Annotated in this window: 11 protein-coding genes; 5 read left to right on the top strand and 6 right to left on the bottom strand. The window is 57.6% G+C overall.

The window, feature by feature from the left end; all coding sequences use genetic code 11:
* Positions 1 to 115 precede the first annotated feature (115 nt).
* Positions 116 to 1,171 carry a small ribosomal subunit biogenesis GTPase RsgA gene (rsgA, locus tag ACWJ62_RS03255; protein WP_449284900.1) on the top strand — a complete coding sequence of 352 codons (1,056 nt, stop codon included), beginning with the start codon at positions 116 to 118 and terminating at the stop codon, positions 1,169 to 1,171.
* Between the two features lie 15 nt (positions 1,172 to 1,186).
* Here rsgA and motB read toward each other — a convergent pair whose 3' ends face one another.
* Both motB and motA read right to left on the bottom strand, forming a co-directional pair.
* Entirely contained in the window at positions 1,187 to 2,146 is a 960-nt protein-coding gene (gene motB / locus ACWJ62_RS03250; RefSeq protein ID WP_349518041.1) for a flagellar motor protein MotB, read from the bottom strand.
* A gap of 31 nt (positions 2,147 to 2,177) precedes the next feature.
* Positions 2,178 to 3,029: a flagellar motor stator protein MotA gene (gene motA, locus ACWJ62_RS03245; protein ID WP_008174118.1), complete on the bottom strand. Its 852-nt coding sequence runs from the start codon at positions 3,027 to 3,029 to the stop codon at positions 2,178 to 2,180.
* Positions 3,030 to 3,203: 174 nt separating this feature from the next.
* On the opposite strand from motA, the gene asd reads away from it, so the two are divergent.
* Positions 3,204 to 4,058: an archaetidylserine decarboxylase gene (gene asd, locus ACWJ62_RS03240; RefSeq protein ID WP_449284899.1), complete on the top strand. Its 855-nt coding sequence runs from the start codon at positions 3,204 to 3,206 to the stop codon at positions 4,056 to 4,058.
* Between the two features lie 15 nt (positions 4,059 to 4,073).
* On the opposite strand, the gene epmA is transcribed toward asd, so the two are convergent.
* Both epmA and efp read right to left on the bottom strand, forming a co-directional pair.
* Positions 4,074 to 5,042, bottom strand: a complete 969-nt coding sequence (gene epmA / locus ACWJ62_RS03235; RefSeq protein ID WP_449284898.1) for an EF-P lysine aminoacylase EpmA — start codon at positions 5,040 to 5,042, stop codon at positions 4,074 to 4,076.
* 7 nt (positions 5,043 to 5,049) lie between these two features.
* Positions 5,050 to 5,625, bottom strand: coding sequence for an elongation factor P (gene efp, locus ACWJ62_RS03230; RefSeq protein WP_088556717.1), 576 nt, complete (start codon positions 5,623 to 5,625; stop codon positions 5,050 to 5,052).
* Between the two features lie 45 nt (positions 5,626 to 5,670).
* Here efp and epmB point away from each other — a divergent pair, with 45 nt between their 5' ends.
* From epmB to ACWJ62_RS03215, 3 genes are all read left to right on the top strand, one after another.
* Entirely contained in the window at positions 5,671 to 6,711 is a 1,041-nt protein-coding gene (gene epmB / locus ACWJ62_RS03225) for an EF-P beta-lysylation protein EpmB (protein ID WP_449284897.1), read from the top strand.
* Between the two features lie 222 nt (positions 6,712 to 6,933).
* On the top strand, positions 6,934 to 8,739 hold the full coding sequence (locus ACWJ62_RS03220) for a GTPase (RefSeq protein WP_449284896.1): 1,806 nt from the start codon (positions 6,934 to 6,936) through the stop codon (positions 8,737 to 8,739).
* A 108-nt stretch (positions 8,740 to 8,847) separates the two neighbouring features.
* Positions 8,848 to 10,932 carry an EAL domain-containing protein gene (locus ACWJ62_RS03215; protein WP_449284895.1) on the top strand — a complete coding sequence of 695 codons (2,085 nt, stop codon included), beginning with the start codon at positions 8,848 to 8,850 and terminating at the stop codon, positions 10,930 to 10,932.
* 11 nt (positions 10,933 to 10,943) lie between these two features.
* On the opposite strand, the gene serB is transcribed toward ACWJ62_RS03215, so the two are convergent.
* Both serB and parC read right to left on the bottom strand, forming a co-directional pair.
* On the bottom strand, positions 10,944 to 12,176 hold the full coding sequence (gene serB / locus ACWJ62_RS03210) for a phosphoserine phosphatase SerB (RefSeq protein WP_449284894.1): 1,233 nt from the start codon (positions 12,174 to 12,176) through the stop codon (positions 10,944 to 10,946).
* On the bottom strand, positions 12,169 to 14,478 hold the full coding sequence (gene parC, locus ACWJ62_RS03205; protein WP_449284893.1) for a DNA topoisomerase IV subunit A: 2,310 nt from the start codon (positions 14,476 to 14,478) through the stop codon (positions 12,169 to 12,171). The genes serB and parC overlap by 8 nt, the downstream gene beginning before the upstream one ends.
* Positions 14,479 to 14,509: the final 31 nt, after the last annotated feature.

Genomic DNA, 14,509 nt, shown 5'->3' with positions numbered 1-14,509 from the left:
TGCGAAATCAGGTGATATACCTTTAACGTCTCGGCATTGCCCAAGCCGATTAACTACGATTGCAGTATGATGGCACACCAAAGGCAAAACTTTCATCTGGTTATCCGGGACATAAATGGCAAAACGGCGACTGAACAAACAGCAACAATTCCGTATCAAGAAAGTCCAGGAAGAGCGTGCGGCCCGGGCGGCGCGCAAGGAGAAGAAGGTTCAGGAGCAGGCCGACGCCGGCGAGCTCGGGCCAGAGCAGGAAGGGTTGGTCATTGCTCACTACGGGCAACAGCTGGATGTCGAAGCGCTTGAAGGCGATCAAGTCGGTGATGTGGTTCGCTGCTTTGTTCGGGCCAACATTGATAGCCTGGTGACTGGCGACAAGGTTGTCTGGCGGCCGGGGAAGAATGAGACGGGCGTTATCGTTGCCCGCAGTGAGCGCCGCAATCTGCTGCAGCGACCGGATAATTTCGGTGCCCTGAAGCCGGTCGCTGCCAATATCGATCATATTATTCTTGTGATCGCGCCGGAGCCGGAGCCGCACGATAACCTGATCGACCGGTATCTGGTGGCATCCGAGATCACGGACATTCCAGCGGTGATTTTGCTGAACAAGACGGACTTGATCACCGACAGCAACCGGGAGAATATCGACGCGCTTCTTGCTCGGTATGAGGCTCTGGGCTATGAGGTGGTTCGAACGTCTGCCGCTGAGTCTGGTGACAAACCTTCTCCAGAGGTTGAGGCACTGGTGAAGGATCAGACCAGTGTGTTCGTGGGTCAGTCCGGGGTGGGCAAGTCATCCATTATCCAGACTCTGATGCCGGATGAAGCCATTCGCGTTGGGGCTGTGTCGGAGAGTACCGGCAAGGGGATTCACACCACAACCACTGCCAAACTATTCCACCTTCCGCTCGGTGGTGAGTTGATTGACTCGCCGGGCATCCGTGAGTTCGGGCTCTGGCATATGACAGCGCAGGAGATCGAGTATGGCTTCCGGGAAATCCGTGAGGTGATCGGCACCTGCAAGTTCCGCAACTGCCGGCACATGGGTGACCCCGGTTGCGCCATCGACAGGGCTGCAGAGGAAGGGAAAATCAGCCCGGAGCGGCTGAAAAGCTTTCACCGGATCCTTCAGGATATGACGGAGCAGCAGGCCCGCGGGCTGAAGCTGGACTGACGGACCCGGACCGCCTTACCAGTTGAGTTCGCCAGGCGCGGGTTCTTCTTTTTCCTGCAACCATTCCCCGCTTTCCAGACGCTCACGGGCCGCTTCCTGTTCCGCCTCGGTCGGCTGGGTCAGATCAATCAGGGGCTCATCTGACTGGCCGGCGCTACTCTGGATGTTATCGACGGTTTTCTTGTTGAGAACAATAATGGAGATACGGCGATTCACCGGCGCGTTCGGGTCTTCCTTGTCGAACAGCACAGAATCGCTCAGACCAACCACGCGGGCAATCTGCTGCTGACGAACACCCCCGGCAACCAGGGCTCTTCGGGCGGTATTTGCCCGATCTGCCGACAACTCCCAGTTGGTGTAGCCGGGCCGGCCGCTGAACGGCGTGGAGTCAGTGTGCCCGGTAATGCTGAGTTTGTTGTTCACAGAGCCAAGGGTTTTCGCCAATTCGAACAGAATATCCTGAGAGTAGTACTTCAGCTCTGCCCGCCCGCTGTCGAACATGGGGCGGCCCGAGCGGTCGACGATCTGGATTCGCAAGCCTTCGTCGGTGATATCAATCAGCAGCTGGTCCTTGAACTCCTGCAGGGTCTGGTTCTGCTCGATACGATCCTTCAGCTCCTGGAACAGCTCTTCCATCCGCCGCTGCTCCAGGGTTTCGGACAGCTCATCCACCACCTGGTCCTCGATCTGGATCTGGCTGGATTCGATATCCGGGCTCGCCTCGTTGACCACAGAAGCGCTGCCCTCGAGGTCCACAGGGTTTGGAGAACCACCCTCGGTAAAGCCAACGGGATCCCGGAAGTAACCCTCAACCGCTTTTTTTTGCTCCGGCGATGCCGTAGCGGTTAACCAGAGAACCAGAAAGAAAGCCATCATGGCGGTCGCGAAATCGGCAAACGCGACCTTCCAGGAGCCACCGTGATGGCCACCTGCAACAACCTTTTTCCGTTTGATGATGATCGGCTGTTCTTCCACGAATCGGCTCCGGGTTCAGATGAGGGCGGTATTACTTGGAACGAACGTGATCATTAAGCTCCTGGAACCCAGGGCGCTTATCCGTGGGCAAGGCCTTGCGGCCAAACTCAATGGCCATTTGCGGCGCTTGCCCGGAAACCGTCGCCACAATCGCTGATTTGACGCACTCGTAAGCCTTCAGTTCGTACTTCGCAGCGTGCTCCATGGCGATAGAAGCAGGACCCACAAAACCATACCCCATGAAAATACCCAGAAAGGTACCCACCAGTGCTGCAGCCACACTGAGACCAATCTTTTCTGGCCCTTCAGTGAGAAAGTTCATGGTAATTACGATACCCAGCACCGCAGCGACGATACCAAGCCCCGGCAGCGCATCGGCGATTTTGTTGACCGCGTGAGCAGGCTCCTCAAGTTCGTGCTGACGACTGTCGATCTCATTTTCCATCATGCCTTCCAGCTCGTGGGTCGCCATATTTCCGGAACTGATGATGCGGAGATAGTCCGTGATGAACGCGAGCAGTTCCTTGGACTTCATGACGGCTGGATATCGACTGAAGATCTGGCTTGCCTCGGGATTATCGATGTCCTCCTCGATCGCCATGACGCCTTGTTTACGGGATTTATCGAAGATCTCGTAAAGCAGACTCAGCAGATCCATGTAGAAAGCCTTTTTATAGGGTGAGCCTGTCAGTAACTGGACTCCCTTACCAAAGACTTCTTTGAGCGTATGGACGGGGTTAGCAATGATGAACGATCCCAGAGCTGCCCCGAAAATGATTAACACTTCGGTTGGCTGCCAGAGCACCATCAGATTGCCGCCGTGGAGGACATAGCCAGTCAATACGCTGGCCAGAACAATAATCGAACCGACGATCAGTAACATAGAATCTACGCACGCCTTATTTTCTTGGTTATCGGCCGGAGCCGGAAGCTGTCACGCAAAAGGTGACACGATAATAGCAAGGCCGCGTCATAACCGCGAAGCCATGAAACAATTTCTATACAGGTAGCAGTCTTTGGTAAACTTCGCGCCTTTGAGCGCAAAGGATCACATCTAATGTTCGACAAGCTTTTTGTTCTTAGCCAGTACATCACGCCGCAACTGGGGGTATCCAACCTGGCCGGTCGTCTGGCGGACAATGACCGCTCCCCCGCGCTCAAGAACCGGGTTATCAAATGGTTTATCGGCCGCTATGGCGTTGACATGAGCGAAGCCGCCGAACCAAACCCTGAAGCCTACGCCACGTTCAACGATTTCTTCACCCGGGAGCTGAAGCCTGGCATCCGTCCCCTGGCTGACGGCGAAAAAACCCTGGTCAGCCCCGTTGACGGCGCCATCAGCCAGCTCGGCCAGGTCACTGGAGACCGGGTTTTCCAGGCCAAGGGCCAGTCGTTCAGCCTGAGCGAGCTGCTCGGTGGCGAAGAGGCGACCACAGCCCCGTTTGCCGATGGCGAGTTTTCTACAATCTACCTTTCGCCCAAGGACTATCACCGCATCCACATGCCTATGGCGGGCACGCTTCGACAGATGATCCATGTTCCCGGCAAGCTTTTTTCGGTCAACCCGGTAACCGCCGAAAATGTCCCGAATCTGTTCGCCCGCAATGAGCGGGTTGCCTGCATCTTCGACACCGATTCCGGCCCCATGGCTCTGGTGCTGGTTGGCGCCATGATTGTGGGCAGCGTGGAAACCCGCTGGGCAGGCGTTGTTGTGCCCGGCAGTAAACAGGTAACCTCAACCCGATATGAAGGCGAGCAGGCCATCAGCTTCGAGAAGGGTGAAGAAATGGGCCGGTTCCGCCTGGGATCCACTGTCATTATGGTTATGCCCAAAGGCTCCGTCAGCTGGAACAGCGATCAGGTGGCCGGCAAAGCCGTTCGCATGGGCGAGGCGTTCGGCGCCCTGGCGTGATCACGTTCGGCAGGCTCAAGCTCGCTCGAACGGAAACGCCAAGACCTCAACGATGTCCTGAACCCCTAGCTTGAGCATCAGCAGTCTGTCCAGCCCGAGCGCCACACCGGAGCACTCGGGCAAGCCCTGATCAAGCGCGGCAAGAAAGGCTTCATCCATTGCCATTTCAGGCTTACCGGAGCGCCTGCGCAGCTCGTTATCCGCCTCAAAGCGCAACCTCTGTTCTCGTGGATCGGTCAATTCCCAGTAACCGTTACAAAGCTCCAGACCATCAACATAGAGTTCAAAACGATGCGCGGTCTCATAGCCGTGCGACTTTGAAACTCTGGCCAGTGAAGCCTGCGAGGCCGGATAGCCCGTTATGAACACGGGCCTGCCCCGGCCCAGATTCGGCTCCACGGCAAAACTCATCAGCAGATCAAGGCAGCCATCCCGACCAAGGTCAGCCAATTGCTCTGGCTCCAGCCACTCCTCACAGCGGCGCATCAGTTCAAGGTCGGTCGCTGCGAACGGGTCAATGTCCGCCCATCGCCTGAGTGCGTCGCGATACTGAATGATTTCCGGCCGCTCGCAGCCCAGCCAGTCACAGACAAGGTCGGACACCTCAGCCATGAGCGCCATGTCATCAAAGCCTGTCCGATACCATTCGAGCATGGAGAATTCAGGGTTGTGACGACGCCCCTGTTCGCCATTGCGGAACACCCTGGAGATCTGAAAAATGGATCCACAGCCGGCCGCAAGCAGGCGCTTCATGTGGTACTCGGGAGACGTCTGGAGCCATCCGCTTGTGCGGGTGCCGGCAGAAACCTGCGCGGGGATGCCGGCAAGATTGACATCAGTAACGCCACACCTCCCAAGTACCGGCGTCTCGACTTCGAGCACCCCTCGCTTCGCAAAAAAGCCGCGCACAAACGCCAGTTGTTGTGCGCGGCTTTTCAGGGCAGCCTGCGAGGCAGAAGGCTGCCAGACAGGTTCGCGGGTCATGACCGGATCAACTGCTCTTTACCCGGCTCACGTACTCGCCAGAGCGGGTATCAACCTTCAGGACTTCGCCAATGGTGATGAACAGGGGTACGTTGACAACCGCACCGGTAGAGAGTGTTGCCGGCTTGGAACCACCCTGGGCGGTGTCGCCTTTCATGCCCGGATCGGTATCAACTACCTCCAGTTCAACGAAGTTGGGGGGCGTTACGGACAGCGGCGCGCCGTTGTAGAGCGTTACCGTGTAGACGTCCTGCTCTTTCAGCCACTTCAGCGCATCGCCAACTGCCTTGGCATCAGCCGGGTACTGCTCGAATGAACCGTCAGTCAGCATGAAGTGCCAGAACTCACCGTCGGTATAGAGGTATTCCATATCCTGATCAATGACATCCGCAGCTTCCAGACTTTCGCCGGACTTGAACGTGCGCTCCCAGACCCGGTTGGTCATGAGGTTACGCAGCCTTACGCGGTTGAAGGCCTGCCCCTTACCGGGCTTTACAAACTCGTTCTCGAGAATGATGCAGGGGTCGCCATCCAGCAAAACCTTAAGACCGCCGCGAAATTCGTTGGTAGAATATGAAGCCATGAAATGTCCACCTGACAAAATGCTGTTTAGAATTCGAAAGGCGCCATGATACAGCGAACCCCCGCCCGTATAGAAGCCCACCTTTCCGACCACGAACAACGCAGCTGGCAGCAATTGCTGTCGGAGTCTGTGACGTCGCCGGAAGTGCTGCTCCGGCGCCTGGGGCTACCGGAGGAAAAATGGCTTTCAGGTGCAGAGCAAGGCCACCGGCTTTTTCAGATCCGGGTACCTGAACCCTTTCTCGCCCGGATGGAGAAGGGCAATCCGGCCGACCCTTTGCTCAGACAGGTGCTTCCGCTGGTGGACGAAGTCGGCCACGCGCCCGGTTTTGTCAGCGATCCCCTCGAAGAATCTGGCGCCATTGCCACTACCGGGCTTATCCGCAAGTACCGCAGCCGGGCCCTGCTCATGGTGACCGGACAGTGCGCAATCAACTGCCGTTACTGCTTCCGCAGGCACTTTCCCTACGAGGAACAACGCCTGAACCCTAACGACCGACAGCGGGTAATTGACACCCTTGCCGCCAGCCCGGAAATCAACGAAGTCATCTTCAGCGGCGGCGATCCCCTGGCCGTCAATGATCGCCTGCTAAGCCAGTGGGCAAGCGCTATCAGCGGCATCCCCCACATCCGCCGTCTGCGCCTGCATACCCGCTTGCCAGTTGTGATTCCCCAGAGGGTTTGCGATGAGTTGCTGAAGTGGCTGTCGACGACTCCGCTCCAGGTAGTGATTGTCCTGCACATCAATCATCCGGCAGAGATCGACGGCCCCACTCGCCGTGCGCTCGGACACCTCCGAGCCGCAGGCGCAACGCTGTTGAACCAGAGCGTGATCCTCAGGGGTGTAAATGATCGAACGGCGGTGCTTGAGGACTTGAGCGAGACCCTGTTTGCAGCGGGCGTCCTGCCCTATTACCTGCACGCATTTGACCCGGTGACAGGCGCTCACCATTTCGACGTGCCAGATGCTGAGGCCCGAAATCTGGTGCGTGAGCTGCTGGAGCGCCTGCCCGGTTTTCTGGTGCCGAAGCTGGTCAGAGAAGAGCCCGGCAAGGAAAGCAAGACCCCGATCAACCTGTTCCCGTGACCGGTTTCGCAAAAAACGGCCCAAATTCACTTGTCAAAGATTGTCAACTCATGATCTTCTCGCTTTTTACGACTGGTTTGCTACTTTAAAGTCCAGTACCGTTAACGATAAAAACATGTATTTACGGCGTTTTCCTGACAGGCCGGCGGACACTCGGTAACCGCCAGCCAGGCAGGGCCAACCCCGGAATACCACCTGTGGTCCAGACATTGGCATGCATTCATGGAAGGTAAGACCCTGAAACCTGATCTCCGCGTTCCCGAACAGAAAACGGCCAGCCTGTCGTTCTGTGACACGACGCCCAAGGCGTTCCGGGTCTGGATAGACCAATTGCCGATGGCCAATATCGGCGAGGTGTCACGACAGCTTTACCACGCCATTATCGAACTGAATCACCTTTTCCTGGCGCCCCAGCAACGCATGCAGTTCCTGGAATTGATTCGGGAAAAGATTCATTTTGTCTGTAATGAGCTCTCCCGCCACTATCTCGGTCTTGCCGTGGCGCTGCCCGAAAAACAAAGGAAGATCGCCAATCTGTCCCAGGCGCTTCAATTGCATCTCGCGGGCGGCTACAAACTGTGCGTTCTGGAGTTTATCGACAACGGTGGACTGGACAAAAATCGCCGCCAGATTGCCACAGCCGCGCATCGGGCCATTTCCGAGCTGTCGGCAACCATTCTGAGATCGCACCAGCTTTACTGCCCGAGCCCCGCCCAGAGCTGGCTGGAGTGTCACCGGTTATTCCGGTTTGCAAACCGCAACAAGCTCTCCGCGGTTCAGGTGGAGGACGACACGCTACAGCATCGTCGCACCAGCTCGGTCGCCGACAGCTACAAGCGTATCCTCCTGCTGGGCTGTGCGCGCCCGAATCAGCTGCGACAGGCTGAGCTTCTGCACGTCTATGAACTCTTCGAATCCTGGACTGACCATACCCAATGCGGACCGGACGTTGAGGACGACAGCTTGTTTGTGATCAACATGGAACGGGACAACCCGCCGGTCTACCGCAGCCTTCTCGAACAGAAGCCCGGGGACGACAGCTTCGGCTTTGATACCCGGGATCTCTCGGCGATGCTTTCGGAGACGCTCCATGCGCGTCGCGAGCACAAAGAAACCGATCACGAACTTCGGGTGCCGGCGAAGGTAAGCGATACCCTGCTCACCCATCTCAGCCAGGCCCTCGGCATTCTCGCGAAGCGGAACTTCAACCGCATCGCGAGCCAGGGGTCCCTTGAAGTCTGCGTAGGCCTCACAGCCGCGCACTACTTCATTGCCGGCGAGAAAACCTTTACAGAATTCGTGAATGGCAACGACAACGGCCATCATGAGGAAGAAAACCTGTTCGTACGGTCTTCGCGCCAGAAGCAGGACGCCTGGTCAGGCGCCCACGACGCCAGTCCCAGCGACGAACGGCTTCACGCCGGCGACACGCCGATCAACTTCAAGGGTTCCTACGGCAACTCCCAGGCCCCGTCGACCGACCGGAACCGGCCAAAGTCGCACCACTCGCTCCTGATCAACACCAGCCCGGGTGGCTACTGCGTTGCGTGGGAAAGCAATGTGCCTCCGTCATTGCAGGCCGGCGAGGTTCTGGGCGTTCGTGAGCAAAGCTCACATCCCTGGAGCGTGGCTGTGGTGCGCTGGATTCGCCAGATCAAGAACCAGGGCACCCAGGTGGGCATTGAGCTGCTCGCACCGAGCGCTTCACCCTGCGGTGTGCGCCTTATCCAGAAAGTGGGCAACAGCAGTGAATACCTGCGTGGCCTGCTGTTACCGGAAATCAGCGTAGTCAACCAGTCCGCCACACTGATCACGCCCCGCCTGCCATTCCAGTCGGGGAGCCGCATTTCCCTGCTCCATGATGGTCGGGAAGATCAGGGTCAGTTGTCTCGCAAGGTGTCCTCCACTGGCAGCATCAGCCAGTTCGAACTCAAGCTGCAGAACGCGGCAACGCTGAATGCTGGCGCGCCGCCTGCATCGTCCGGAGCCAGCGAGGACGAATTCGACTCGCTTTGGCCATCTCTATAAGGTCTCCAAACTGAGACACCGGAAGCCCGCGGAGGGTTGTTATTGATCGGCAACCCCTGCATCATTCAGCGTTAGTGAATGAACCGTGTATCACGAGATGCCCTTCGAATGCAGAAAAAGAACGCGACCGTACACCTGCTGATTCTGGATCCATCGCAAAACGATGCAGAATCGCTGGTCAGCCTGCTCCGTAACTCCGGCAAGGCTACCCGAGCCCACAGAATCACCTCGGAAGAAGATCTGGAAGAGACGCTCAAGGCCGGAAACTGGGATCTCCTCCTGGCCCGCGATCTGGAGCAGGAATTCTCGGCCGACGACGCCCTCGCCATGATCCGCCGGATGGACAAGGACATTCCGTTCATCCTCCTGACGGAAGAAGAAAGCCGGGAGCGCACGGTAGGAATGATGAAGGCCGGCGCCCAGGATACGGTGTCGTTCGAGCACACCGATCTTATTGTGCTGAAGGTCAATCGTGAGCTGGCAGCTCTTGACGAACGTCGCCGACGCCGTATTCTCGAGTCCCATCTGCGGGAAGCGGAACAGCGGTGCCAGTTGCTGCTGGAAAGCTCCAAGGATGCGATTGCCTACATCAATGATGGCATGCACATCTACGCCAACCAGTCGTACATGGAGTTTCTCGGGTACGATGACATCGACGATCTCATCTGCGTTCCGGTGCTGGACACCCTCACCCCGGAAAGTCAGGAGAAGTATAAGGAGTTCATGAAGTCGTTTGCCGAAAAGGGCGAAGACGGCATGACCATGAACTGCACGGCTCGACGCAGTGACGACCACGAACTGAACGTGACCATGTCGGTCTCGGCCGCCACCTACGACGGCGAGGAATGTACGCAGATTGTTCTGCAGCCGGAACACAGCGATGCAGAGCTGGAAGAAAAGCTGCGCCAGATCAGCAGCCAGGACCTTCTGACCGGACTGTATAATCGTCAGTATCTGATGGATGCGCTGGCTGAAGCGATTGCCAACGCCGGCAAGAAGAATGAGACCGGTGCACTCGCCTACATCGCCCTGGATAATTTCATGAGCATGAAAGGCCAGGTGGGTATTTCCGGCGCAGACCTGCTGCTTGGCGATCTGGCCAACCTGCTGAAGGAGCAGGCCGGTGAGGACCTTGCCCTGGCCCGATTGAGCGACGATGCCTTCAGTCTGCTGTGCCAGCCCTGTGATGAATCCACCATGGCAGGGCACGCCGAGCGCATCCGCAAGGCGGTTGAAGACCATCTGTTTGATATCAATGGCCGCACGGTCCAGCTGACTGTGAGCATTGGTGTCGCCGCGATTACCGAGAATTCGCCGAAGGCCGAGGAACTCATGGCCAGGGCCCATACGGCATCAGCGGAAGTGCGAAAGCTCGAAGGTCATGCCGAGGGCAACGGTGTGGTGGTCTACAACCCCGCCGACTTCGAGGCTCTGGATCAAAGCAATTCGGTGGAAGCGATTCAGAAAGCTCTGGAAGAAAACCGCTTCCGGCTGCTGTTCCAGCCGATCATCAACCTGCGTGGCGAAGGCGAGGAACATTACGAGGCCTTCGTGCGCATGCTCGATAAGGACGATGAGGAAGTCTCACCCTATGACTTCCTGCCGCCAACAGGTCCCAGCGACACCGCGATCAAGATTGACCGCTGGGTCATCCTGCAAACCATCAAGCAGCTTTCCAGCCATCGCTCACGGGGCCACGATACCCGCCTGTTCCTCAATGTAACGGCTGAAACCCTGCAGGATAAAACCTTTACGCCCTGGCTGAGTGTTGCCCTGAAAGCCGCGCGCCTACCGGGCGATTCCCTGATCTTCCAGATACGGGAAGGCGATGCCAACAATTATATGAAGCAGGCGAAGGACTTCACCAAAGCGGTCCACGAGCTTCACTGCAAGGTATCCATCGCCCAGTTCGGCTGCGCCCTGAATCCGTTCAACACCCTGAAGCACATCGATACGGACTATGTGAAGATCGATGGCTCCTTCACGGAAGAAATCCAGAAGAGCGACGAGGCCAAGGAACAGGTCAAGGAAATGGTCAAGAGCCTGCAGTCAAGCGGCAAGCTCACCATCATCCCGCTGGTGGAGAATGCCGGCGTTCTCGCCACACTCTGGCAGGCTGGCGTGAACTATATTCAGGGCTACTACCTGCAGGCACCAGTACCTGAAATGAACTACGACTTCGGCGACAACTGAACCTGAACGGCTCAGAAGTCGGCGTTTTCCAGACCCTGGTTGGTTTCGCTCTCACGGAAACCAATCAGATAGAGGATTGCATCCAGCCCCAGCGTAGAAATCGCATGGCGCGCTGATTCCTTGACCAGGGGCTTGGCGCGGAACGCCACACCCAGGCCGGCCTGGCTCAGCATGGGCAAGTCATTGGCGCCATCACCGACGGCAATAACCTGTTCCCGGGAAATATGCTCTTTCTCGGCGATCTCCAAAAGCAGTTCCGCTTTTCGCTTGCCGTCGACAATCTGCCCGGAGACCTTGCCTGTGACCTTGCCATCCTCAATCTCGAGTTCGTTGGCGTAGATGTAATCGATACCGAGTTTGCGCTGAAGGTGGCGGGCAAAGTAGGTGAAGCCGCCCGACAGGATGGCGGTGCGATATCCCAGCGCCTTGAGACTGAGGATCAGGTGCTCTGCACCCTCGGTCATCCGTAGCCGCGAGGCAATGCCCTCGAGAACCGATTCATCCAGGCCTCTCAGAAGTGCCAGGCGCTCGGCAAAACTCTGGCTGAAATCCAGCTCGCCCAGCATGGCCCTTTCGGTAATCTCTGCCACCTGTTCCCCGACTCCGGCCTCCGTGGCCAGCTCGTCGATCACTTCGGCTTCGATTAGCGTGGAATCCATGTCAAAGACCACCAGCCGACGATTGCGGCGGAAGATGGAATCTTCCTGGAAGGCGATATCCACATTCATTTCGCCAGCGATATGCAGAAAATCCGCCCGCAGCTTCTCAAGATCTGATGGTGTGCCTCTTACCGAGAACTCGACACAGGCGATACGATTGTCTGCGGCATTCAGCGAGGGCCTGGCAGACAGCCGTGAAATGTTATCGATGTTCAGACCATGACGCGCCGTGATGGCAGAAACCCGGGCAATCTGCTCGGCTTTGATATCCCGGGCAAGCAGGGTCACGATATAACAGGCCCGGTTCCGGGCCGCGGCCCAGGACTGGTACTCCTCGACGGTGATCGGCGCGAACCTGACCTGCAGATCCAGGGCATGGAGCCGGAACAGCAGGTCACGAATGACGGGCGAGGATTTGGATTCATCCGGAATCTCGATCAGGATGCCCCAGGTGAGATGATCGTGGATGACCGCCTGACCAATATCCAGGATCCGCACATCGTAGCGACCCATGATGCCCGTGATCTCCGACGTCAGACCCGGCTTGTCACGCCCGGAGACATTAATCAGTACCAGTTCACTCACTGTCGGCACCCTCGCTATCAGAGCCCGCCTCTTCCTGCGCCCGGGCGGCAGACGGAATCACGTCAATACCATCCACCCGTTGCAGCCCTCTGGGCAGCTTGTGTCCGCGACGGCCTCGTTCACCCAGGTAGTGTTCAAGATCACTGAACTGTAGCCCCATCTTGCGCTTGCCAGCTCGTATCTCCAGCTGGTCGTCCTCGGCAAATACTGCTACTGCCACCACATATTCTTCACGGTTCTGAACCCTGGCAGAGGGAATGCTGATGATCTTGTTGCCTTTACCCTTGGCCAGTTCCGGCAATTCGCTCAGCGGGAACACCAGCATCCGTCCCTCGTTGGACACCGCCCCCAGATACAGCGTTTTCTCGGTCGTCGGTATGGTCAGCGGAGGCATGATCCTCGCACCCTTGGGGACACTGACTACTGCCTTGCCATTGCGGTTCTTGCTGATCATGTCATTCAGCGACGTAACAAACCCGTAGCCACCGTCGGTAACCAGCAACGCCTTACGGGACGGATCGCCCATCAACAGGCCTGAGAAGCTGGCACCGGAGGGCGGGTTGATGCGCCCGGTCAGCGGCTCACCCTGGCCTCTGGCAGATGGAAAACTGTGCGCCATCAAGGAATAGGCGCGCCCGGTAGAATCCAGGAAAATCGCCTGCTGATTGTTCCGTCCCCGGGCCGCGAGGGAGAAACGGTCACCGGCTTTATAGCTCAGACCTTCCGGCTCAATGTCATGCCCCTTGGCGGCGCGAACCCAGCCTTTTTCAGACAGCACAACCGTGACAGGGTCGTTCGAGATCAGGTCCACTTCACTGAATGCCTTGGCCTCCTCACGCTCGACTATCGGCGAGCGACGGTCATCGCCAAAGGTCTCGGCATCCGCTTGCATCTCGCTCTTGATCAGTTCGCGCAGGCGATCCTCGGAACCCAGAATGGATTGGAGCTCATCCCGTTCAGCCGCAAGCTCATCCTGCTCGCCCCGGATTTTCATTTCCTCAAGCTTGGCCAGGTGGCGCAACTTGAGTTCGAGGATGGCTTCCGCCTGGTCCGGGGACAGACCGAACCTGGCCATCAATTCGGCCTTGGGCTTGTCTTTCGTACGAATGATCTCGATCACCTCATCAATGTTGAGATAGGCGATCAACAGGCCTTCCAGAATGTGCAGGCGGGCAAGCACCTTGTCCAGGCGGTGCTGGAGCCGGCGGATCACAGTGGTGCGCCGGAAGGTCAGCCACTCGGTAAGGATCTGGTGCAATCCCTTCACACCCGGCCTGCCATCGTTGCCAATCACATTGATGTTGACCCGATAGGTTTTCTCCAGATCGGTACTGGCGAACAGGTGCGCCATCAAACCATCCAGATCGACCCGATTGGATCGGGGCACGATCACCAGACGGGTCGGGTTTTCATGATCGGATTCGTCACGAAGGTCCGCCACCATCGGTAGCTTCTTGGTTTGCATCTGATGGGCAATCTGCTCCAGAACCCGGTTGCCAGAGACCTGGTGCGGCAGATCCGTAACCACGATCTCACCACTCTCCCGGATCCAGCGGGCCCGCATCCGCAGAGACCCGCGACCAGTTTCGTACATCTGCCGGATGTCTTTTCGGGGGGTAATGATTTCCGCCTGGGTCGGAAAATCCGGGCCCTTGATGTGCTCGCAGAGTTCATCAACCGTCGACTCCGGCTGGTCCAGCAGGCGTATGCAGGCTGCGGTGACTTCCCGTACGTTATGCGGCGGGATATCCGTGGCCATACCAACAGCGATACCGGTGGTGCCATTAAGCAGTACATGGGGCAACCGGGCCGGGAGCACTGACGGCTCATCCATGGTGCCATCAAAGTTGGGCACCCAGTCCACCGTACCCTGCCCCAGCTCTCCCAGAAGCACTTCCGCAAACGGCGCCAGGCGGGATTCGGTGTAGCGCATGGCGGCAAAGGACTTGGGATCGTCCGGGGAGCCCCAGTTACCCTGCCCGTCCACAAGAGGGTAGCGGTAGGAAAAAGGCTGGGCCATGAGCACCATGGCCTCATAACAGGCGCTGTCGCCATGGGGATGAAATTTACCCAGCACATCACCCACAGTACGGGCAGACTTCTTGTACTTGGAGGTGGATTTCAGTCCGAGCTCGGACATGGCGTAGACAATCCGCCTCTGTACCGGTTTCAGGCCATCGCCGACATTGGGGAGTGCCCGGTCAAGAATGACGTACATGGAATAATCGAGATAGGCCTTTTCCGTGTAATCCCGGAGCGAAACCCGCTCGAAGCCTTCATCCGTTGTCTGAAACTCTGGCATGGATGCCTCTTTGATTGCCTGTATTGCCTGA

This window comes from Marinobacter sp. PE14, from assembly GCF_053566155.1.
This window is presented reverse-complemented; position numbering and strand designations above follow the sequence as displayed.